At 56.9% G+C, this 21,339-nt stretch carries 19 protein-coding genes, 1 tRNA gene and 1 pseudogene; 17 read left to right on the top strand and 4 right to left on the bottom strand.

The annotated features are described in order from the left end of the window. Window positions 1-124 precede the first annotated feature (124 nt). A complete protein-coding gene (gene gabP, locus MOP87_RS00610) occupies window positions 125-1,510 on the bottom strand; it encodes a GABA permease (RefSeq protein WP_023535725.1) in 1,386 nt (461 codons plus the stop codon). A gap of 638 nt (window positions 1,511-2,148) precedes the next feature. Between gabP and MOP87_RS00605 the strand changes: the two genes are divergently transcribed. The 5 genes from MOP87_RS00605 to MOP87_RS00585 all read left to right on the top strand — a co-directional run bounded on the left by MOP87_RS00605 (window position 2,149) and on the right by MOP87_RS00585 (window position 6,441). Further along, on the top strand, window positions 2,149-2,922 hold the full coding sequence (locus tag MOP87_RS00605; RefSeq protein WP_023535748.1) for an ABC transporter ATP-binding protein: 774 nt from the start codon (window positions 2,149-2,151) through the stop codon (window positions 2,920-2,922). 11 nt (window positions 2,923-2,933) lie between these two features. Next, window positions 2,934-3,686, top strand: a complete 753-nt coding sequence (locus MOP87_RS00600) for an ABC transporter substrate-binding protein (RefSeq protein ID WP_023535762.1) — start codon at window positions 2,934-2,936, stop codon at window positions 3,684-3,686. 54 nt (window positions 3,687-3,740) lie between these two features. Next, a complete protein-coding gene (locus tag MOP87_RS00595) occupies window positions 3,741-4,436 on the top strand; it encodes an ABC transporter permease (protein WP_023535794.1) in 696 nt (231 codons plus the stop codon). Then, entirely contained in the window at window positions 4,433-5,122 is a 690-nt protein-coding gene (locus MOP87_RS00590; RefSeq protein WP_023535781.1) for an ABC transporter permease, read from the top strand. Before MOP87_RS00595 ends, MOP87_RS00590 begins: the two co-directional genes overlap by 4 nt. Window positions 5,123-5,235: 113 nt before the next feature. Further along, window positions 5,236-6,441 (top strand): methyltransferase, encoded by a 1,206-nt coding sequence (locus MOP87_RS00585; RefSeq protein WP_242810008.1) that lies wholly within the window; start codon window positions 5,236-5,238, stop codon window positions 6,439-6,441. A gap of 422 nt (window positions 6,442-6,863) precedes the next feature. On the opposite strand, the gene MOP87_RS00580 is transcribed toward MOP87_RS00585, so the two are convergent. After that, window positions 6,864-7,154 (bottom strand): DUF3077 domain-containing protein, encoded by a 291-nt coding sequence (locus MOP87_RS00580; protein ID WP_023535826.1) that lies wholly within the window; start codon window positions 7,152-7,154, stop codon window positions 6,864-6,866. Between the two features lie 511 nt (window positions 7,155-7,665). On the opposite strand from MOP87_RS00580, the gene MOP87_RS00575 reads away from it, so the two are divergent. From MOP87_RS00575 to MOP87_RS00525, 11 genes and pseudogenes are all read left to right on the top strand, one after another. After that, window positions 7,666-8,828, top strand: a protein-coding gene (locus MOP87_RS00575) for an IS3 family transposase (RefSeq protein ID WP_242810007.1) whose coding sequence is annotated in 2 segments (ribosomal slippage) — window positions 7,666-7,921 and window positions 7,921-8,828 — 1,164 coding nt in all. Because the reading frame shifts where the segments join, the coding sequence is not laid out codon by codon here. A 225-nt stretch (window positions 8,829-9,053) separates the two neighbouring features. Further along, window positions 9,054-9,302, top strand: a complete 249-nt coding sequence (locus MOP87_RS00570) for a hypothetical protein (protein WP_023535804.1) — start codon at window positions 9,054-9,056, stop codon at window positions 9,300-9,302. 98 nt (window positions 9,303-9,400) lie between these two features. Then, window positions 9,401-9,476: transfer RNA gene (locus MOP87_RS00565), tRNA-Thr, on the top strand. Between the two features lie 163 nt (window positions 9,477-9,639). After that, window positions 9,640-10,959, top strand: coding sequence for an integrase arm-type DNA-binding domain-containing protein (locus MOP87_RS00560; protein ID WP_242810006.1), 1,320 nt, complete (start codon window positions 9,640-9,642; stop codon window positions 10,957-10,959). Between the two features lie 929 nt (window positions 10,960-11,888). Next, window positions 11,889-12,869, top strand: a complete 981-nt coding sequence (locus MOP87_RS00555) for an integrase domain-containing protein (RefSeq protein ID WP_242810005.1) — start codon at window positions 11,889-11,891, stop codon at window positions 12,867-12,869. Beyond that, window positions 12,866-13,153, top strand: a complete 288-nt coding sequence (locus tag MOP87_RS00550; protein WP_099452641.1) for a hypothetical protein — start codon at window positions 12,866-12,868, stop codon at window positions 13,151-13,153. Before MOP87_RS00555 ends, MOP87_RS00550 begins: the two co-directional genes overlap by 4 nt. Before the next feature lie 212 nt (window positions 13,154-13,365). After that, window positions 13,366-14,238, top strand: coding sequence for a hypothetical protein (locus MOP87_RS00545; RefSeq protein ID WP_242810004.1), 873 nt, complete (start codon window positions 13,366-13,368; stop codon window positions 14,236-14,238). A 194-nt stretch (window positions 14,239-14,432) separates the two neighbouring features. Then, on the top strand, window positions 14,433-16,463 hold the full coding sequence (locus MOP87_RS00540; protein ID WP_242810003.1) for a hypothetical protein: 2,031 nt from the start codon (window positions 14,433-14,435) through the stop codon (window positions 16,461-16,463). Between the two features lie 541 nt (window positions 16,464-17,004). Then, window positions 17,005-17,223 (top strand): annotated as a pseudogene (locus tag MOP87_RS00535) (integrase); the annotation flags it as partial. 586 nt (window positions 17,224-17,809) lie between these two features. Next, window positions 17,810-17,992 (top strand): type II toxin-antitoxin system HicA family toxin, encoded by a 183-nt coding sequence (locus tag MOP87_RS00530; protein ID WP_242810002.1) that lies wholly within the window; start codon window positions 17,810-17,812, stop codon window positions 17,990-17,992. 87 nt (window positions 17,993-18,079) lie between these two features. Beyond that, entirely contained in the window at window positions 18,080-18,526 is a 447-nt protein-coding gene (locus MOP87_RS00525) for a type II toxin-antitoxin system HicB family antitoxin (protein WP_242810001.1), read from the top strand. A gap of 296 nt (window positions 18,527-18,822) precedes the next feature. On the opposite strand, the gene MOP87_RS00520 is transcribed toward MOP87_RS00525, so the two are convergent. Together MOP87_RS00520 and MOP87_RS00515 are read right to left on the bottom strand one after the other, a co-directional pair. Continuing rightward, window positions 18,823-19,980 carry a HAMP domain-containing sensor histidine kinase gene (locus MOP87_RS00520; protein ID WP_110607259.1) on the bottom strand — a complete coding sequence of 386 codons (1,158 nt, stop codon included), beginning with the start codon at window positions 19,978-19,980 and terminating at the stop codon, window positions 18,823-18,825. Next, window positions 19,973-20,785: an alpha/beta hydrolase gene (locus MOP87_RS00515; protein ID WP_027914097.1), complete on the bottom strand. Its 813-nt coding sequence runs from the start codon at window positions 20,783-20,785 to the stop codon at window positions 19,973-19,975. The genes MOP87_RS00520 and MOP87_RS00515 overlap by 8 nt, the downstream gene beginning before the upstream one ends. A 337-nt stretch (window positions 20,786-21,122) precedes the next feature. On the opposite strand from MOP87_RS00515, the gene MOP87_RS00510 reads away from it, so the two are divergent. Beyond that, the gene (locus tag MOP87_RS00510) at window positions 21,123-21,329 is read left to right on the top strand and encodes a DUF3079 domain-containing protein (RefSeq protein ID WP_242810000.1); all 207 of its coding nucleotides are present in this window, start codon (window positions 21,123-21,125) and stop codon (window positions 21,327-21,329) included. Window positions 21,330-21,339: the final 10 nt, after the last annotated feature.

The raw sequence follows: 21,339 nt of genomic DNA, 5'->3' as shown, positions 1-21,339 counted from the left end.
GGCTTGGAAACAGCCGACTTGCCCCGCTCCTAAAGACGACCGAATACCTGCGTGAGCGGCCTTGCCGGGGCGCTGGACCGGCCGCGATGGCCGGCCCTGCACGCAGGCAAATGGAGTGGCGGCCTTACTTGGCCACCGCTGCCCGTCCACCGGCTTCGCGCTTGCGGTGCACCAGCAGCCCCGCAGCCACCACGGCGATGCTCAGCAGTGCCGTCGCGATGATCTCGATGCGGTGGTCCTCACGCAGTGCCATTACCCCCAGCACCGCCACAATGAAGGCGATGGTCGCCCAGGTCAGCCCTGGGAACAGCCACATCTTGAACGCGATCTGCTCACCACTGGCCTCGCGCTTGGCACGCATGCGCAGTTGCGAAACGGCAATCACCAGGTACACCAGCAACGCGATGGCGCCGGAGCTTGCCAGCAGGAACTCGAAGACCTGGGCTGGCGCAAGGAAGTTGGCGAAGACGCACAGGAACGCCGCCGCAGTGGACAGCAGCACCGCCACGTAAGGGGTAGCCGCCTTGGTGGTGCGTTGGGCCATGGCCGGGGCATCGCCACGCTTGCTCAGCGAGAACAACATGCGCGAGGACGTGTACAGCGCCGAGTTCAGGCAGCTGGTCACGGCGATCAGTACCACGATATCGACGATCAGCTTGGCGTTGGGTACACCGATGCGGCTGAGCACGGTCTGGTAGGAACCGACTTCGGCCAACGCCGGGTCATTCCATGGCACCAGCGCCACGACCAGGAAGATCGACACTAGGTAGAACAGGCAGATACGCCAGATCACCGAGTTGGTGGCGCGGCTGATCTGCTTGCCCGGGTCCTTGGACTCGGCAGCGGCGATGGTGACGATCTCGGTGCCCATGAATGAGAACATGGTCGTCAGCATGGCAGCCAGCACGGCGCCGAGGCCGTTTGGCATGAAGCCTTGGGTATCGAACAGGTGGCTGGCACCGCTGACCTGGCTGTTGGGTACCAGGCCGAACATGGCCACACAACCGACCACGATGAACGCGATGATGGCCAGCACCTTGAGCAGGGCGAACCAGAACTCGAACTCACCGTAGTTCTTCACGCTGAACAGGTTGGTCACGGTCAGTGCCAAGGTGATCAGCAGGGAGAACGCCCACAGGTCAACGGCTGGGAACCAGGCATGCAGGATGGCTGCAGCGGCGTTGGCCTCCAGTGGAATCACCAACACCCAGAACCACCAGTACAGCCAGCCGATGGTGAAGCCGGCCCAGCGCCCGATGGCGCGGTCGGCGTAGGTGGAGAACGAACCGGTGTCGGGCGAAGCCACTGCCATTTCACCGAGCATGCGCATGACCAGCACCACCAGCGTACCGGCGGCGGCATAAGCCAGCAGTACCGCCGGGCCCGCCGCTGCAATGGCGTGTCCGGAACCGACGAACAGGCCTGCGCCGATGACGCCAGCAATGGACAGCATGGTCACATGCCGTTGTTTAAGCCCCTGAGCGAGGTCATTGGAATTGTTGCCGCTCATAAAACTACCTTTGCAAGGAGTAGATCACATCGGTTGCGCAAGCGCGGCTCGCGTCTGGAGCATGCACAGCGGCAACCATTGATTGGACACTGGCAATAACCGCGCCATGTGCTACGCGCACTCGGCCCGACCACGCCGGAAGCCAATAACGGCGGGGGCCACGGCAAAAAGGGCCATTGAATGGCCGATTAGCCATCAAAAGCGCTCATTACCGAAATACTCACTTACAAATGCACCAAAGGTGCCCCTCGGTAACACCTGCGCACCATCACAAGGCAAACAGGGCGCAACCCTTCGGTACAACCCTGGACCGCGGCGGGGTTCAGAAAGCCTGCACCGGGGCGCCTCGACAGGCTGCCCGGACAGTCAGGTTTGACGGGCACATGGTCCGAAAGCGCTTCCCTGAGACCGTCAAAACTGGCACCATCGCGCCTTTTTTCATCATGGCTCTGGTGCCGGGTAACCTCCCTTGTGGACATCTGCGCGACGTTGCGCTGCAACGATGCGACAAACTGCCCCACCAATGCCCAGAGTGCCCGGCGACCCTGTTGGCCGTCATAATGCCGCTATGCTAGCTTGGCGCACGCCAGGAAGGCCGCCAACAGCTGGGAACGCACCCGAACACATGAGGACCGCACATGGCTCAGGCCACGCCCGCGCTGGAAATCCGCAACCTGCACAAACGTTATGGCGAGCAGGAAATTCTCAAGGGCATTTCGCTGACCGCACGCGACGGTGACGTGATCTCCATTCTGGGGTCGTCCGGCTCCGGCAAGTCCACCCTGCTGCGCTGCATCAACCTGCTGGAAAACCCGCACCAGGGCGAAATCCTCGTGGCCGGTGAAGCCCTCAAGCTCAAGGCCGCAAAGAACGGCGACCTGATGGCTGCCGACAACCGCCAGATCAACCGACTGCGCAGCGAAATCGGCTTCGTCTTCCAGAACTTCAACCTGTGGCCGCACATGTCGATCCTCGACAACATCATCGAGGCCCCACGCCGCGTACTTGGCCAAAGCAAGGCCGAGGCCGTCGAGGCAGCCGAGGCGCTGCTCAACAAGGTGGGGATCTACGACAAGCGTCACAGCTACCCCGCCCAGCTGTCCGGTGGCCAGCAGCAGCGCGCCGCCATTGCCCGTACCCTGGCCATGAAGCCCAAGGTCATCCTGTTCGACGAGCCCACCTCGGCCCTCGATCCGGAAATGGTCCAGGAAGTGCTTAACGTTATCCGCGCATTGGCCGAAGAAGGCCGTACCATGCTGCTGGTGACGCACGAGATGAACTTTGCCCGCCAGGTGTCCAGTGAAGTGGTCTTCCTGCACCAGGGCCTGGTCGAAGAGCAGGGATCGCCGCAGCAGGTCTTCGAGAACCCGACCTCGGCGCGTTGCAAGCAATTCATGTCCAGCCACCGCTAACGGAGCAATACATGCACACCTACAAGAAGTTTCTCCTGGCAGCCGCTGCCACCCTGGTCATGTCGGCCAATGCCATGGCCGCGGAAAAACTGCGCATGGGTATCGAAGCCGCCTACCCACCGTTCAACAACAAGGACGCCAGCGGTAATGTCGTCGGTTTCGACAAGGACATCGGTGATGCCTTGTGCGCCAAGATGAAGGTCGAGTGCTCGGTCGTCACCTCCGACTGGGACGGCATCATTCCAGCCCTGAACGCCAAGAAGTTCGACTTCCTGGTCTCGTCGCTGTCGATCACTGACGAGCGCAAGCAGGCGGTGGACTTCACCGACCCGTACTACTCCAACAAGCTGCAGTTCATCGCACCGAAGAACGTCGACTTCAAGACTGACAAGGACTCGCTCAAGGGCAAGGTCATCGGCACCCAGCGCGCCACCCTGGCCGGCACCTACCTGGAAGACAACTACAGCGGTGTGGACATCAAGCTGTACGACACCCAGGAAAACGCCTACCTGGACCTGGTTTCCGGCCGTATCGACGGCATCCTGGCTGACAAGTACGTGCAGTACGAGTGGCTCAAGAGCAAGGACGGCATGAACTACGAGTTCAAGGGCGAGCCAGTGATGGACAGCGACAAGATCGGTATCGCCGTGCGCAAGGGTGACACCAAGCTGCGCGACGACCTGAACAAGGCCCTGGCCGAAATCAAGGCCGACGGTACGTACAAGAAGATCAACGACAAGTACTTCCCGTTCAGCATCGAATGATCCGCCCCGATTGGCGCGCCCCGGTGGCGCGCCTCTCCCTAGAATGACCTGCCCATGAATATCGACTTGCACGGATTCGGTCCGGCCATGATGGCCGGCACCCTGATGACCGTAAAACTGGCGCTGTGCGCCTTGCTGTTAGGGCTGGTGCTGGGCCTGCTCGGCGCCCTGGCCAAGACTTCCCCGCTCAAGCCCTTGCAGTGGCTTGGCGGTTTCTACTCGACCCTGGTACGGGGTATTCCCGAACTGCTGTGGGTGCTGCTGATCTACTTTGGCACCGTGGGCCTGATGAACGCCCTGGGCGAAGCCCTGCACATGCCAGGCCTTGAGCTCAGCGCCTTTGCCGCAGGCGTCATTGCCCTGGGCCTGTGTTTTGGCGCCTACGCCACCGAGGTGTTCCGGGGCGCTATCCTGGCCATCCCCAAAGGCCACCGCGAAGCCGGGCTGGCGCTGGGCATGTCCAAGGGCCGCATCCTGTCGCGGATCATCCTGCCGCAGATGTGGCGCATCGCCCTGCCGGGCCTGGGCAACCTGTTCATGATCCTGATGAAGGACACCGCGCTGGTGTCGGTGATCGGCCTTGAAGAAATCATGCGCCATGCCCAGATTGGCGTGACCGTGACCAAGGAGCCGTTCACCTTCTACATGGTGGCGGCCTGCATCTACCTCAGCCTGACCGTCATTGCCATGACCGGCATGCATTTCCTGGAACAACGCGCCGCTCGCGGCTTCGCGAGGGCCGAACAATGAACTGGGAAGTGATCATCAAGTGGCTGCCGCGCCTGGCCCAGGGCGCCACCCTGACCCTGGAGCTGGTGGCCATCGCGGTGGTGGCCGGTTTGATCCTGGCCATCCCGCTGGGTATCGCCCGCTCTTCGCGGCACTGGTACGTGCGCGCCGTGCCCTTCAGTTACATCTTCTTCTTCCGCGGCACCCCGCTGTTGGTGCAGCTGTTTCTGGTGTACTACGGCCTGGCCCAGTTCGACGCCGTGCGCGCCAGCGCGCTATGGCCGTACCTGCGCGACCCGTTCTGGTGCACCGTGCTGACCATGACCTTGCACACCGCCGCCTACATCGCCGAAATCCTGCGCGGCGCCTTGCAGTCCATTCCCAAGGGCGAGATCGAGGCTGCGCGGGCGCTGGGCATGTCCCGGGCCAAGACGCTGGTCTACATCATGCTGCCCCGGGCTGCCCGCATCGGCCTGCCGGCCTACAGCAACGAAGTGATCCTGATGCTCAAGGCCAGCGCGCTGGCCAGTACGGTCACCCTGCTGGAACTAACCGGCATGGCGCGGACCATCATTGCCCGCACGTACTTGCCGGTGGAGATCTTCTTCGCCGCTGGCCTGTTCTACCTGCTGATCTCGTTCATGCTGGTGCAGGGCTTCAAGCTGCTGGAGCGCTGGTTGCGCGTGGACGCCTGCCAAGGGCGCTGATCCGTTACCGGCTGCAGCCGGTTGGCCCTTTTTTACCCGGCATGTGGATGCCTGGGTGAAAGCGGGTTCAGCCGGCAGCAAGGCCTGACCACCCTTTATCGACAGCGCTCCCAATGCCTACCTCCCTCCACAGCCACCTTTTGCTCGAACGCTTTCAGGCGCTTGACCGGTTTTTGACCGAGCATCAGGCGCTGTGGAAACCCAGGCCGTTCACCCATCTGCACCTGGATTGGGAAAGCACCTACCCGGAACTTGCGCGGCATCTGCGCCAAAGCACCCTGGCCGAGGCCGAAGGTGACATCGACCCACACGCACTGCCCGCACCTTATCCACAGTTGGCTGATGCCGCCCAGGCGCTCAGCGCGCTGGGTGCCCTGCCCACCTGTGCGCTCCCCGCCGCCGCTCACCGGCTTGACGTCAATGTACCCGGCCGCAAATGGCAGCAGATCGAAGCCTTCGGTAGTCACCTCGCCTTCCGCGCACCCTCCCGCCACTGGCTGGACTGGTGCTCGGGCAAAGGCCACCTGGGCCGGCGTTTGCTGCACCCCGGCCAGCGCCTGACCTGCCTGGAGTACGACACCGCGCTGGTGGCTGCCGGGGAGGCGCTCAGTGCCCATCACCATTTGCCCGTGCAACACATCCATCAGGACGTGATGGCCCCTGGCAGCGCCAAGCATCTGGATGCAGACACCAGCGTGGTCGCCCTCCACGCCTGCGGCGACCTGCATGTCCGGCTGCTGCGCCTGGCCAGCCAGCAACATTGCCCACAGCTGGCCGTGGCCCCATGCTGTTACAACCGCATTGCCACCGCCCAGTACCAGGCGTTATCCACAGCTGCCCGCACCTCGGCCTTGCACCTGTCGCTGGATGACCTTGGCCTGCCCTTGAGCGAAACCGTCACCGCCGGCGCCCGCGTACGCCGCCAGCGCGACACGTCCATGGCCCGCCGCCTGGGCTTCGACTTGCTGCAACGCCAACAGCGCCAGACCGACCAGTACCTGCCCACGCCATCGCTGCCGGTGGCCTGGTTGGCCAAGCCCTTCGAGCAGTATTGCCGTGACCTGGCTGCGCTCAAGCAACTGGACCTGGATGGTGATATCGATTGGGCGGCGTTGGAATCGGCAGGATGGAATCGCCTGGCGCAGGTACGCAACCTCGAACGCCTGCGCAACCTCTTCCGCCGCCCACTCGAACTCTGGCTGGCACTGGACCGTGCCCTTTTTCTGACCGAACAGGGCTATGACGTACGTTTGGGCGTGTTTTGCGACTATGCCCTCACCCCACGCAACCTGATGATCCTCGCCGAGCGCGACAGATAGCCGCAGAAAAGCCTGTGGATAAGTCTGTGAACAAGCTTGGGGTTACCTGTTGGTGTACGGGGCCATTCGGACGGATTGGCTTATTCCAGAATGACGTTCAAGACCAGCAAAAACAGGCATTTGCGCAAATTTGGTTTATTGCGGGCGGGGTTATGCCATTGGCACAAGCATTCGATGCCGCTTGTGCATAAGCAATTTTTTAGGGGCGATTTTTTGTTGATTTCAGAGAGGTTTGGTGCGTAGGGGATCGAGCTGCCATGCCGGAAGTGGGAATGGCTCTAGGTCTGGCACATGGCCTTGAAATTTTAAGGTCTGTTTTCTTTGAGCAGTTATGAAAGCATTGGGCGGGTGCCTGAGAACGGTTTGTCTATCCGCTTGGCACCCTGGCCCCTTGTCATCCATGCCGCCAAGGTTCTGGTTGGCTAGTGGCGTTTGCCTTTGGCGATTTCGATGTCATTCAGCAAGGCGTTGGCCATGTCACAGAGGTAATCCGCCGCACCGAGCAGCTTGTGGTCATCCTCCATGTCCCCCTCACGCACCAGGTGCTTGATGTAACCCATCAGAATGGAGACATGCTCGTACGCAGCATCCACCGGGATGCCGGGCTGTACGCGAAGGAGGTTTACGGGTGGGGTGCCGGCTTGGAGGAAGGTTTCTACGCCTGCGGTGGTGATACCGCGCTCAGCGGGTGGGTCAGGAACAATCGTTTTCATATGAAACCCCTATGTTCAAAGGAGTTGCCACATTCATGCTTCTCACGGAACAAAGGCGGCAACCGTGCACAGGGTGAGAAACCGAGTGAACATAGGAAGCCCGGCCAGACCGAAGTCTGCCCGTGCACGGTCGCCATCAAGCAGCCGCTAGGTTCAAAGTCAGGTTCTCACACCCGGTCGCAAACGCGACCCCAGAACGGTATCCGTGGGCCGTTTCCCCCACAACAGCGATATTTCAGCGGCATGCGTAGGATAGGTCCGAAGCCAGGCCATACAGAACCCTTTCGCCCCTAGGTCCAGACATTTCCTACACGAAGGATATCAGCGCCCCACACCAACCCATGCCGAACACAAAACCCACAGCCTTCGCGATCCACTGTGGGAGCGGCCTCGTGCCGCGATGGGCCGCAAAGCGGCCCCAATAACTCCACCCCAAACCCCATACCCTGTAGTGGTCTACTAACCCCGGACACCCATTTAGGCGAGAATGCTCGCCACAGAGAGGTGTCCGATGACCAAGCAACGCCGTACCTTTACCCCTGAGTTCAAGCGCGAAGCTGCCTGCCTGGTGCTCGATCAAGGCTACAGCCATGCCGAAGCGGCCCGTTCGCTCGGCTTGGTCGAGTCGGCACTGCGCCGATGGGTTAATCAGCTTCAGCAGGAGCGCGGCGGCGTTACGCCGGCCAGCAAAGCGTTGACGCCAGAGCAGCAAAAAATCCAAGAGTTGGAAGCCCGGATCACGCGCCTTGAACGCGAGAAATCGATACTAAAAAAGGCTACCGCGCTCTTGATGTCGGAAGATCTCGAGCGTACGCGCTGATCCGCCAGCTCAGCGATCATGAGCCCGTTAATTGTTTGTGCGAAGTGTTTGAAGTCACTCGCTCAAGTTACTACGCACATCGTCACAGAGGGCGAACTCCGGACGTTGAACGACTGCGGTTGCGCAGTCGAGTGAATGAGTTGTTCACGCGAGGTCGAAGTGCGCCCGGCAGCCGTACCATCATGGCAATGATGCAAGAAGAAGGTGAGCAAATCGAGCGGTTCAAGGTACGCAGCCTGATGCGTGAGCTGGCGTTGATCAGCAAGCAGCCAGGATCACATGCGTACAAAAAGGCCACAGTGGAGCGGCCAGATATTCCGAATACCTTGAACCGAGCGTTTGATGTCGAAGCGCCAAATCAGGTCTGGTGTGGAGACATAACTTACGTCTGGGCTCAGGGCAAATGGCACTATCTCGCAGTTGTACTGGATCTCTACGCACGCAGAGTGGTGGGCTGGGCCTTATCAGAGAAGCCGGATGCAGACTTAGTCGTCAAAGCGCTGGACGTAGCTTACGAACAGCGTGGAAAGCCTCAAGGACTACTGTTCCATTCCGACCAGGGATCGCAATATGGCAGCCGTCAGTTCCGCCAGAGACTGTGGCGCTACCGCATACGCCAGAGCATGAGCCGCCGAGGCAACTGTTGGGATAATGCACCGATGGAGCGAGTCTTCCGCAGCTTGAAATCAGAGTGGATACCGACCACGGGCTACCTGACCGGGCAGCAAGCTCAACGAGACATTGGCCAATACCTAATGGGCCATTACAACTGGATCCGGCCTCATCAGTTCAACGATGGACTAGCTCCAGCGAAAGCAGAAGAAAAACTCAAAACCGTGTCCGGGATGAGTTGACCACTACACCCACAGCCCCACACACCACCGCCTCCCCCAAAAAACCCATCCAACTTCCCATTCCATGACCCACCGCACACTCACCACAACATCCCACCCCTAATCCCCGCCCCCACAACCGTGTATCATGCGCCCCCCAAATCATTAAAAAGTGAAGTCGCGCGCTGCCTGCCAGCCCTGCGGCCATCTGGCGTTGCGCCAGATTCGACAACGGACCTGACTCTCGTGACCCAAGCCAAGCCCCTCGCCCTGCTCGCCTTCGCCCTGGCCCTTACCGCCTGCGCCAGCGGCCCCTCGCACCCCGCCCCCGGCAACCTCGGCTGGAACCACCCCGGCATGCAGCTTGGCGGCGACCGAGGCCTACCCCTGCGCGCCGACAACACCTGCCGCAAGCGCGGTTGCGACAACGACAAGCTGTTCTTCAACCCCGGCAAGACCGAACCAAACGTCACCACCCTCCACCGCGGCTGGTAAGAAAATTTCCCTTTTGGGTCGGTGAGTTAGGTCATTTTCAAACAATCGCAAGGAAGTGGTTTACACACGCCAAACGATCGTTATAATGACGCCCCATTGCCGGTATAGCTCAGCTGGTAGAGCAACTGACTTGTAATCAGTAGGTCCCGGGTTCGATTCCTGGTGCCGGCACCATTCAAGGTTCCATAGAAAGCTTTCAAAATCTCTGGAACCCCCGAAAAACCCGCCTTCTGGCGGGTTTTTTCGTTTTGGCGTTCCGTCGGATTCCGAGGGTAGCCAGCGCTAATAAGGGTAGTTTTAAGGATAGAGGTCCGTTTCGATATCGGAGACTACCCTTATGGCCCGCACCACTGCCCCGCTTACAGATACCGCCTGTCGCACGGCAAAGCCCAGAGAGCGCGAGTACAAGCTCTTCGACGGCGACGGTCTTTACCTGCTTGTGCAACCCAACGGCCGCAAAGGCTGGCGGCTCAGGTACGTTAAACCCGATGGCCGCGAAGGCCTGACCGCTCTCGGCAGTTATCCGGTGGTCGGGCTGGGCGACGCACGCCGCAAGCGTTTCGAGATCAAGCAGCAGCTCGCCAATGGCATAGACCCCATCCAGTACAAGCAACAAACCAAGACCCAGGCCGTGATCAATGGGCGGACCTTCGAAAGCGTTGCGCTCGACTGGCATGCGAGCATGGTGCCGAAGTGGGCGCCCGGCCACGCCAAGACTGTACTTAGCCGATTGAGGACTCACGTGTTCCCTTTGATCGGTGCCAGAGCAATCGTTGAGTTGGACACCCACGACCTCATGCAGCCACTGGAAGCCGTGACGAAGCGCGGCACCATCGACGTGGCGCTCAGGGTCAAGAACTACCTGCAAAGCATCATGCGCGAAGCCAAACGGCTGCGACTGATCACGGCGAACCCAGCTCACGACCTCGATGGCTCGATCAAGACACCACGGGTAACTCACAGACCAGCACTACCCTTATCGAGGCTGCCAGAGCTACTGGCATGCATTGAGGATTACAGAGGTCGCCCGCTCACGCGGCTCACGGTGATGCTGTCGTTGCATGTATTCGTACGCTCCAGTGAACTGCGCTTCGCCCGTTGGAATGAGTTCGACCTCAAGCGCGGAATTTGGGAGATCCCCGACACCCGCCCGGCGCTGGACGGTGTGCCGTTTTCCACAAGAGGTACGAAGATGGCCGGGGACATTCACGTTGTACCCTTATCGCCACAGGCAGTGGCCTTGCTTGAGCAGATCCACACGATCACCGGCAAGTTCGAGCTGGTGTTCGCGGGGGATGCCAAACCGTGGAAACCGATGTCCGAGAACACGGTGAATGCCGCGCTCAGGACGATGGGCTACGACACCAAGGTGGATATCTGCGGCCACGGGTTCCGAGCCATGGCGTGCAGTGCGCTGGTCGAGTCCGGGTTGTGGTCGGAGACGGCTATCGAGCGGCAGATGAGCCACAAGGAGCGCAACAACGTGCGCGCCGCCTATACCCACAAGGCCGAGTTCCTCGAAGAGCGCCGGATGATCATGACCTGGTGGAGCCGGTTTCTGGAGGCGAACCGTGAGGACCATGTGACGCCGCATGAGTTTGCCAAGCAGACGGGCGAGAACGTCACGCGCCTTCGCAGTGCCAAGAGGACCGAGTAACCCGCCGCAACACCACCTCAACTCGCTGTGAAGTTACCCACAGCACCGCATGAAGCTCCTCCACGCGGGTCCTTTCAAACGGGGCTGCAAAGCCGCCCCGTTTGAAAGGACCATACCTAAGAAAAAAACTGCTGGCACAGCGTACGTCTGTGGAAAACCACAGATGTCCACCGGGGGATAGTTTTATCCACAGGCGCTAAATCCCTGAAATCTCTTTGCTTGACGAATATTGTCCACAGGCGTAGACCGGAAGTCGCAAGAGCTGTCGATGACAGCAACCCAGGTGACCCGAACCTTAAAGGTCACGCCGCTCTGGCGGTGGTTCTCCCCAAGGGCGATTCGCATCCGGCAGCTCGCCCGGTCACTACCCAGGTGATGGATGCTCTTAGACATATGGCGCTCGTGTGCCAGATACACCGTACCTCGCTGCCCTGCAGCAACCTATCCGCTTGGCCGACTATTGCGCCAACCTGTGCCCGTCTCTTTCTTCTGGAAAGAGACGGGCACTTCTACCACTGCTGCAGCCCTGATCGCACAAGGCTTTGCGGCATTCCCCCTCGTGACAATCGGCGTGACAAACGCCGATGTCACCAGCAACAGCGCTGTAGATGATGGTGCCGCAGACCAAGGAATGGACTGCACCTGACTGACAGTCAGGCATGCCCCGGTCATCGCACTGCTGCGTTCACCCGGCTCAGGATCTTCAGGCGCTGGTTTAGTCAGCCAGCACTGCCTCCACCCGCCCACCGGCAACGGTGTTCAGGAGGCCAGATCATGAGATGCCCTAGCTCCCGGACGTAAGGAGCCGCCAGTCCCGCGTAGTGGACGTTCCCCACAGGTCGCAGGGGCCTTGATCCCTGATAACACTCAGCATTCTTGGCGGGATGACGTGGGGCGAGGATCGGAGATCGGACGATGAGGTGACCGACATGGCATTGGTGGGTAGACGCGATGGCCGCAATTTCGGCTACGGCAGGCAACTGAGCTACGCAGGACCGCAGGCGCTGAAAGACATGTTTGGCGGCGGCCACTACGGCACGGTAAAGGCACACTGTGATCGGTGGCAGGCATTCGTGAAGTGGTGCCGCTCAGAACAGGGGCCCGATATCAATGATGCGTGGCAGATTGATCGCAAGGTGTTGGGCGACTATGCGGCGTATCTTCGCGACATGGTCGGGCGCGGTGACCTCGCCGTCAGCACCGCACAAAATCGGCTAACCAGCGTTAACAGGACCATGGCGGCGCTTCGCGGTGATCAGTACGTTAAGTTGCCAAGTCCGAGCAAGGCGTTGGGTATGCAGCGCACCGGGGTCCGGCATTTAGTGCCGCAGGGCCAAGACCGTGCGCAGGTGAAGCAGATCGTCGATGCGCTTTGCCGCCAACATCAGTTGCGGGCTGCAGCGATCATTCTGTTGGCGCGAGCCACCGGCATGCGCTTGCGTGAGGCCATCTTGGCTGACCTGCCACGGCTTATCCGTGAGGCTGAAGCCTACGGCAAGATCAACATCCAGGATGGCACCAAAGGTGGCCGCGCCGGTGCCTCGGCACCCCGCTGGATTGCGGTGGACGAATATGTTCAAAGCGCGCTTGGATTTGCACAGCGGGTGTCGCCCGGAAGCAGCCGCAACCTGGTTGCACCACATGAAAGCTACGTGAATGCTCTGCAAGAAATCATCCGCCCTGCGCGGGGCGTCCTGCATGCACACAACCTCAAAGGCTTCCATGAGCTACGAGCCGCGTACGCATGTGAGCGCTACGAGCAGATCACCCTACATCTTGCACCTATCAACGGTGGTGAATGTTACCAGTTGAATCGACGCCTTGATCGTGAGGCGCGGAAGCAAGTCAGCTATGAGCTGGGGCACCGTCGGATCGATGTGGTCGCCTCCTATATCGGAGGACGGACATGAGTAAGCCATTCGATATGGAGCTGTTCTTGGCTGGCGTGCTGATTGGTTCGCACGCAACGCAGCAACGCCATGTGCGCCAGGCGAAGATGATTCAGGTTGCTATCGCAGAGCGCTGGCAGCGGGAAAACCCTTGGGCTTGGCAAAAGAAGCATCTGGTGTGGTTCCTTGAGAATCGCTTGAGCGAACACAGTCAGGCAACACAGTATTACTACGTGCTGACGGCCCGACTGTTAGCTCGACGTCTAGGAACGTCATGGGTTTTCAAGCTCTTGAAGAGGACCTGATCCAGAGAATCATGATCGGCTGTAATCGGCCATTAGCGGTCATGCGGAGGGCAGTTACGCAACAGGAAGCAATCCGCTCGATTGATCCTGTGAGGCAGCGTGATCAACTCAACAATGATGATTGTCAGTAGCGAGTGTGCCGAGATAGGCTCGCCCTTCGAAGCTCATCGCCGTTGATGGGGTATCACATCGAAGAAGGGACGCGAGGATTAATGACTTCAATCATATGCTGGAATAACAAAAACGAAGATTGGTACCCAGGTCTCTGGGCTGTTGCAGACTCTAAGGTCTCAAGTGACGCAGGCACAATGACGGATAGCCTGCAAAAATTATTTGTTCTACCAGTGAATATATATCAGGGTGAAGACAAGGTAACTCGAGCGCATTCTCATAAAATCTTGAGTATTTGTTACGGGTTTGCGGGCAGCACACTCATCGGCACTAGCGTAAAAGACATCTTGGCGTTGTGCTTGGACAACCTGACCGAGATGAATTATTACGACGAGAGCGGCGACGTATCTAAGTCAATTGAAGAGCGAATCCCAAGCATTGAGGAGATTGCTAAATTAACGCAGAAAATAGCACAAAAATATCTGCTAGCTATGGGAGCTTACCATCCGAATAATGCTCGCTGTGAAATAGTAATTTTCGGCTTCTGCAAAAAACACAACGACTCTAAAATATATGTCCTAAAGAACTCTCCAGAACAGCCAGCAAAAATTAGTTTTGAAGAGAAAAATGTTTCGGGTGGAGAATACGTGATTTTGGGAGACCGGAAGGAGGATGTTCGAAAAGAGATTGAACGCAAAAATAAAATATGCGCAGAAGAGCAATATTGGAAAGGTAGAGCGCCGATTATTGCATTGCAGCAAATAATTAAAAACTCCTCATTATCAACAATTGGCGGGCACGCTCAGATTTGCATCGCAAATAGGTTCGTTTCTCGCACCATGTATATTTCGGATGTTACCGGCGAAAAGCTCCTTCTTCTTGGATTTGATATGCTTAGCGACTTCGGAAGTTTAGGTGGTTTTTCCATCTCATTTAACCCAACCATGGCAATTGAAGAGCGTTTGATTGAATAATAGTTGATTCATCTTAGATTGGCTGCCGGTACAGGTTGCTGCCTAACGCGAACGGCTGCAGAGGGCCGACTGCAGCCCTCCGTAAGCGGAGCGATCGGCCAATCAAAACTGTTTGCATAAGCAGGGTGATTTATAGTGACGTACTTTACACTAAAGCAAACAGAAACCTACAACTAAATAGTGAGATATGAAAATTGCTGAGTTTCAAAGAAAAAGTAAGAACTAAAGAAATTCTTGGCCCTACTGATCGAAAATTTACATTGGCATTGTGGCAGGCGGAATGGGAAAAGGTAAAAGCTCATAGTGCTCACGATCAGCTTTTTTTTGAGGCGGGTAAGGTTTTTCATACAATTTTCAGCGAAATTCGAGCGGTGCTCGCATCACTTTACAATGACAAGGCTCCCGCTATATCGCGAACAACACACCTAGAGTTGCTTAGCGCAATATCCAATCGAGATATCGCAGTATTAAAAGGCATACAGCGAACAGGTATCAGGGCAGGACAAAATATTCACAGTGTTTTGAGCAAAGCAAATCGATATGAGTCTGAAATATCACTAGAGGAAATTGCTCACGGTGCTGTTGATGGGGTTGAGCTCGCTATCCTGGGAAGCATTAAAGCCATCAAGCAAAGCCCTCTAATTCCGCCTGGAAAAACTCCTATTTCTATTCTGGAATTCGCTGGAATGGAGGCCGAACTTTCGCAATTGTATGGCTTATACGATCAATATTGGAAAGCTCTCTTATGGGGGGACTACGAGTTTTTCGTGCAGGATACCGATCAGAGTATTTATGAGATTCGCCAGCTCTCTACTGATAGAGAGGTGTCTTATGAGCTAACAAGCTTGCGCAAAAACAGACTTGGCATGCAGTCTATTATGCTTCATAGCAATCCAGCCATTGTCAAACTTAACGATAATGATAAATATATTTTACCAGTGGGAGCTGGAAAGAAAAAATCGCTCAAGATATCTAAATTGACTCACGCCTCAGATGAAATAAGATTCTTTAACTCAAAAATAAAAAGCGAGATACTTTTCCTAGCTGATGACTTTCCAGATAGTCTTATCGAGAACCAACTACCTGCTGGCTTCTCAATCAAGGAAGCCTTGGATGTTTTAAGACTGCTCATATTGTTATCCAAACAATTCCAAAATAAATACCCAGAAGACAACAGTGTCTACAACCACAAAAAACTCGCAGAATTTAGCTCCAAGGCCAGCAAACAGGACTTGTTACTGGCGATAATCAAGGCATCAGGAATCAAGTACGCCAAAGCCAAGCTCATACTAGATTTCATAATTTTCAACGACCAGACCAGGGATTTATGGAGCCATCCGATTCTGGAAGTATCACACGACAAATTAATATTTTTAACCAGTGCATTATCATCTCCGGTTTTAGTTCGAGTTGTCGAGCATTGGCTTGCAGAGCTTGAAGTGGAGCTCACGATAAAAGGCACACATTACGAAGAGGTATCTTTGATTGAGATAAATCAAAATTTGCTCTCTAATAAATTCTTGCCTCATCCTATTTCAGCATTTTCAAAACGATTAAAACTTAAATCAGGAGCAGAGGAGGAAATTGATTTAATCTTAAACCTTGGAAAAGTAATATTGATCGGAGAGGCTAAGTCCATTGTAACCACGGACTCATCAATCTCCTATCACCGTACATATAGCACATTAAAAGGAGCTGCCGACCAAGCAAAAAGAAAATCTCTTTTCTTCTCAAGCAATATCGAAGAAATATTTGATTCCTTTGGCTGGGCTTATGATCCTAGCATCGAATACCAGTCACTTCCAGTAGTACTAAACAGCAATAAAATTCATTCTGGCTTCCCCGTCAATTGTGTTCCAGTTGTGGATGAGCAAATTCTAGCCAGATATTTTAGCTCAAATACATTTCCATTAATATCAGTAAAACGCGAAGGTAAATTTCATCATCTGGCGTGGTTTAAGCTGTACGAGAACTACGAAGAACTACTAAATAATATCAGCTCCTACCTATTGCACCCTCCGCAACTTTCTGAAGGCCGAGAAAGCCTTATTTATAAAACCATGAGAATACCTCAGCTGAATGAATTTTCGCCAAAAATACAATACACCAGATTGGTGCCTGGCGATTTCCCTATAGAGCGCAAACTATATAAACACTACGAACTCCCCCTTCATGTAAGCGACGATGTCATGAGTGAGATTATGGAAATGGCCGCAGTCATTTAGAGTTAAAAGTCAGTAGCGATTATCCTCTTCACGGTGGCTGATCTTTATTAGCGGAAGTGCTCAGTGCTTGAGATATAAGAGTCCGAACGCCAGTAATTGGGCGCGTGGAGCCCTAAAGTGTCCGCTTTTGACCGACAGCCACCATCTGGCAACGGTAATCTTTCATCGTTGGCTGTCGCTTACCGTAGTTGGAGCACGAGCCCCCGGTTTTAGGAACGCATGAGAGGCAGCCATGCACGGAGTGTGATCGCTCCCATTCTGGCTTTCCGCCCTCTATCAATGCTTAGAAAGCCCCAGGTGCCGGGATAGTTTTAGAGATAGACGAATCATCACATCAAAATAAAAGACCTATAAATCAGATAGTTAAATACTTTTTCGACTCCTGGTGCCGCACCATATAAGGTTCCAGAGAAGGCTTTCAAAATCTCTGGAACCCCCGGAAAACCCGCCTTCTGGCGGGTTTTTTCGTTTTGGCGTGCCGTCGGATTTCGGGAGTGGCCAGCGCTAATAAGGCTAGTTTTAAGGGTAGAGGTCCGTTTCGATATCGGAGACTACCCTTGCGGCCCGCAAAACTGCCCCGCCTACCGGTACACCCTGTCGCACGGCAAAGCCCAGAAAGCGCGAGTACAAGCTCTTCGATGGGGACGGTCTCGACCTACTTGTGCAAGCCAACGGCCGCAAGGGCGGGCGGCTCAGGTACGTGAAACCCGATGGCCGAGAAGGCCTGACTGCCCTAAGCAGTTATCCAGTGATCCGTCTCTTTCAATGGGAAGAGCCGGGCGCTCTTGACAGTGCTGCAGCCCTTATCGCATTTGGTTTTGCGGCAACTTCACTCCTGACATAGGCGTGACAGACGCCAATGGCTCTAGCAGCAGCGATGTAGGGGATGGTGCCGCAGACCAAGGAATGGGGTGCACCTGACTAACAGTCGGGCATGCCCCGGTCATCGCATTGCTGCATTTCATCCAACTCAGGATCTCGCAGCACTGGTCTCGTCAGCCAATGCAGCCTCTACCCGCCCACCTTTAACGGCTTCAAGAGGCCAGATCATGAGATGCCCTCGCTCCACGACGTCAGGAGCCGCCAGCCACAGACTAGAGGACATCCCCCCACAGGTCGCAGGGGCCATCCCTGATAACGCTCAGCATTCTAGGCAGGATACGGTAGGGCGAGGATTAGCAAACGGAGGTGAAGCGTATGCAAATACGGTCGATGTGAGCTCATCCCCCTGCTCTGGGGAACAAGCGTTGGGTTGTCGGATCTTAGACATTGTGTACTAGTGTGTACAATCCTCTGAATCGTTGTGTAGCATACACACAACCGCGGCAAGCTTTGAGGAGGTACCCGTGCACAGCCGAGACATCATCAAGCGGCTGAAGGATGACGGTTGGGTCAGAGTCAAAGGGACTGATGGGAGCCACCAGCAGTTCAAGCATCCAACCAAGAAGGGGCGGGTTACGGTTCCTCATCCAAATAAGGATGTGGCAATCGGGACGCTTCGATACATTTGGAAGCAAGCCGGTCTCTGACCGGTTTTACCCTTGCGGGTAGATCGTAAGCTTGCTGTTAGCAATAGTGAAATCGAATCGCCGAAATTTTTCGGAGGGATATTTAAAATGAAATACCCAGTTGTTTTGCACAAAGATGAAGACTCCGACTACGGAGTGACAGTTCCAGACGTACCGGGCTGCTTCTCTGCTGGCGAAACGATCGATGAAGCATTGAGCGAAGTCCAACTCGCGTTAGAGATGCACTTTGAAGGTTTGGTAGAAGATGGAGAGCCTCTGCCGCAACCTCAAAATATCGAAATCCATAGGAAGGACCCGGCTTATGCCGATGGCATCTGGGGTTTCGTAGAATTCGACGTCACCCCCTACTATGGGAAGTCGGTTCGCTTTAACGCGTCTTTACCAGAAGGTCTCCTCAAACGCATAGATGATCGCGTGAAAGAAGACAGCGCTTATGCGTCCAGATCAGGATTTTTAGCCGCGGCGGCGCTGCATGAGCTGGCGAAAAACTTAAACGAAGGCATAGACGCTTTAAAAACCAGAAAGACAGTATGACTTGAAAATATTAAGGGCGCCCTAGGGCGCCCTAATAATGACCAGGTATACGGGCAAGAAACGCAACTGAAGCACTGAACCAACTTTGCGAAACTTGAGAGCTCACAGGGTATTCATCGAACTTCTGAAACGCCTTGTTGGGGCTGCTGTGCAGCCCATCGCGGCGCGAGGCCGCTCCCACACTGGGATTCGCTCGGTTCCGGATGCGGTGTTGGGGGGTTGCTCGTATGGAACGGCGCTTACGCAAGATACGGGTTAGGATTCCCGGCGAATTGAACGCACCTGCCCAAGGCCCCTCACCCCAACCAAACCTCAAACCGTGTGCCCAACACCCCATCCGAGCACATATTCACACTCCCCCCATGCGCCTCGGCGATCTTCTTCACGATGAACAACCCCAGCCCCACCGACCGGACCGTGTCTTGGCAATCGCTGCCTCGGGTCATCGGCTCGAACAACGTGGGCAGCAGCGCGTCATCGATTGCAGCACCATGGTTATGCACAGTCACCACCGCCCCGTCATCCGAGAAATCCGTGGTCACGGTAATGGGATAGCGAAGGTCGCCATAGGCGACAGCGTTGGCCACCAGGTTACCCATTAACTGCTGCAACCGATCCGGGTCGACCTGCACCACGCGCCAACCGCGGGCGTAATGCCGAATCTGTGCATCAGGGAAGGCCACCTTCAGCTCGCTCACCGAATAATCCACGGCACGCACCAGGTCCACTGGCTCGCGGCGGATGGTCATGCCGGGGCCGAGCCTGACCGAAGCGAAGTCGAGCAGGTCGACGATCATGCGCAGCGCGCGCTCGGTCGAGGTATCGATGCCCGCCAACAAGCGCCGAGCACGGTCGCTTGGTAGATCGCGCTTGAGCATGGACGCGGCCATCTGGATGGCGGTCAGGGGGTTCTTCAAGTCGTGGCTGGCAATGGCGACCATCTGTTCGGAGAAGACGGCACGGCGCTGGACTTCCTGGTAGGCGGCGGCGAGTTCGGCCTGGGCGCGCTGCAAGGCGCTTTCGGCTTCTATCTTCTGCGCCAGCATTTCTTCGGCGCGTTGCATGGCTTCCAGGGCAGCCTTGCCACTGCTGGTGCTTTCGAGCGCGCTGAACAGCGCCAGATGGTAGCGAATGCCGTCATCGCTTTCGCGGCGCACGCCGCTGAGCAGCATGGGCAGCTTGCGGCCGTCGCGGTGGCGCAGGGCGATCTTCACTTCGGAGATCGACCCCTGCATGTTCAGCAGTGGGCCCCAGTGGGTCAGCAGGAACACGCGGCCGTCGGCGGGCAGCAGTTGGTCGAAGCTCATCGCGTGCAGGGTGGCGCTGTCGTACCCCAGCCAGTCGGCCAGTGTCTGGTTGCAGCGCACCAGGGTGCCGTCGGGCGCCATCACCACCAGGGCACAGGGTGCGTGCTCGAAGAAGGCCTGGGTGGACAGCAGCGCCGTGTTATCCATGGTCGAGGCCAAGGTGGGTGAAGAATTGGTCCATCGCGGCCGCACAAGCGCCTGACGCGCTCAGCTGGGGGTAATGGCCCATGTTCTCGATGATGCTCAGCTGGCTGCTGGGCATGACGGCGTGCAGGTAGTTGCCTACCGCTAAAGGCACGACGGGGTCCCCGGTGCATTGCACGATCAGGGTGGGCAGCTGCAGGCCTGTCACGTCCTTGCGGTGGTCGGACAGGAAGATCACGCGGGCGAAGTGCCGGGCGATCTGGGCGTCGGTGCGGCTGAAACTGCTGGCCAGTTCCTGCTCCAGGGCCGGCTGGCCGGGGGTCCCCATCAGCACGGGGGCCATGGAGCTGGACCAACCCAGGTAGTTTTCGTCGAGGGTGGTCAGCAGGTCGTGCACTTCATCGGGGGTGAAGCCGCCGGTGTACGCCTCGTCGTCGACGTAACAGGGCGAGCCGCCCACCATGACCAGCCCCATCAGGCGGCCTGGCCGCTGGCGCTCGGCCAGGGCAGTGATCATGGCGCTGACCGAGTGGGCGACCACGATGACCGGGCCTTGGGCGTATTCGTCGATGATTTCGTTGAGATCGCTCGCGTAGCCCCACAGCGTGGAGTACTTGTCGTGCTTGTAGGCACTCAGGTCCGAGTGCCCCGCCCCGACCAAGTCGTAGGTCACGACCCGGAAGCGTTCGAGAAAGTGCGGGAGCAGCAGCCGCCACATGGATTGGTCGCAGCCGAAACCATGGGACAGAACGAGGGTCACGTCACCGGCTCCGGCAACCTGGACGTTGTTACGTTTTTGCAGGGTCATACCTCTCCCCAATACCATTCAACGTCATGCTGAGCTGTCACGATCCGTTCAAGTCCTTGCTGAGAATGGTTGAGGGAAGCCCTACAGAAAGGTGCCGTTGAGCGACGCGTCATCGCCCCGCTAATGACTTAGTGGGGTCTTGTGCTGTAACAGTTCACGGATCGGGACGCCCACATTACGCTATATAGGCAAGCGACGTAGAAGTTTCTGCCAATTTTCTGGGGACAGACGGTCAGGCGATGATCAGGATGCCATTGGCTGGTGTTTGACTTCGGTCAACTCGAATAGCGCTGCGAAGGTTAGGCTCAGGTCATGTACCGCCTGCCGGAGGCACCTCATGGCCAAGAAATTCCCGAAGCACCCCAGCCACCCCGAGCGCATTTGCTGGGGCTGCGATCTGTATTGCCCAGCCAAGGTGCTGGCATGCGGCAATGGTGCCGACCGGACCATGCACCCGATGGAGCTGTTCGGCGAAGACTGGGACAGCTTCGATGACAGGTTCGAGCCGCCCGCTGTGGATAACGCGAAGCCCCCCACCCTCTGACCGCGCCTTC

The organism is Pseudomonas sp. I3-I5 (genome assembly GCF_022699445.1).
Lineage (GTDB): Bacteria > Pseudomonadota > Gammaproteobacteria > Pseudomonadales > Pseudomonadaceae > Aquipseudomonas > Aquipseudomonas fulva.
This window is presented reverse-complemented; position numbering and strand designations above follow the sequence as displayed.

Bases quoted from the DNA above. Each gene is read 5' to 3' on its own strand.
- gabP (WP_023535725.1), bottom strand. From the start codon at position 1,510: ATGAGCGGCAACAATTCCAATGACCTCGCTCAGGGGCTTAAACAACGG.
- MOP87_RS00520 (WP_110607259.1), bottom strand. From the start codon at position 19,980: ATGGATAACACGGCGCTGCTGTCCACCCAGGCCTTCTTCGAGCACGCA.
- MOP87_RS00550 (WP_099452641.1), top strand. From the start codon at position 12,866: ATGAGTAAGCCATTCGATATGGAGCTGTTCTTGGCTGGCGTGCTGATT.
- MOP87_RS00590 (WP_023535781.1), top strand. From the start codon at position 4,433: ATGAACTGGGAAGTGATCATCAAGTGGCTGCCGCGCCTGGCCCAGGGC.
- MOP87_RS00600 (WP_023535762.1), top strand. From the start codon at position 2,934: ATGCACACCTACAAGAAGTTTCTCCTGGCAGCCGCTGCCACCCTGGTC.
- MOP87_RS00580 (WP_023535826.1), bottom strand. From the start codon at position 7,154: ATGAAAACGATTGTTCCTGACCCACCCGCTGAGCGCGGTATCACCACC.
- MOP87_RS00585 (WP_242810008.1), top strand. From the start codon at position 5,236: ATGCCTACCTCCCTCCACAGCCACCTTTTGCTCGAACGCTTTCAGGCG.
- MOP87_RS00515 (WP_027914097.1), bottom strand. From the start codon at position 20,785: ATGACCCTGCAAAAACGTAACAACGTCCAGGTTGCCGGAGCCGGTGAC.
- MOP87_RS00545 (WP_242810004.1), top strand. From the start codon at position 13,366: ATGACTTCAATCATATGCTGGAATAACAAAAACGAAGATTGGTACCCA.
- MOP87_RS00555 (WP_242810005.1), top strand. From the start codon at position 11,889: ATGGCATTGGTGGGTAGACGCGATGGCCGCAATTTCGGCTACGGCAGG.
- MOP87_RS00560 (WP_242810006.1), top strand. From the start codon at position 9,640: ATGGCCCGCACCACTGCCCCGCTTACAGATACCGCCTGTCGCACGGCA.
- MOP87_RS00510 (WP_242810000.1), top strand. From the start codon at position 21,123: ATGGCCAAGAAATTCCCGAAGCACCCCAGCCACCCCGAGCGCATTTGC.
- MOP87_RS00525 (WP_242810001.1), top strand. From the start codon at position 18,080: ATGAAATACCCAGTTGTTTTGCACAAAGATGAAGACTCCGACTACGGA.
- MOP87_RS00605 (WP_023535748.1), top strand. From the start codon at position 2,149: ATGGCTCAGGCCACGCCCGCGCTGGAAATCCGCAACCTGCACAAACGT.
- MOP87_RS00595 (WP_023535794.1), top strand. From the start codon at position 3,741: ATGAATATCGACTTGCACGGATTCGGTCCGGCCATGATGGCCGGCACC.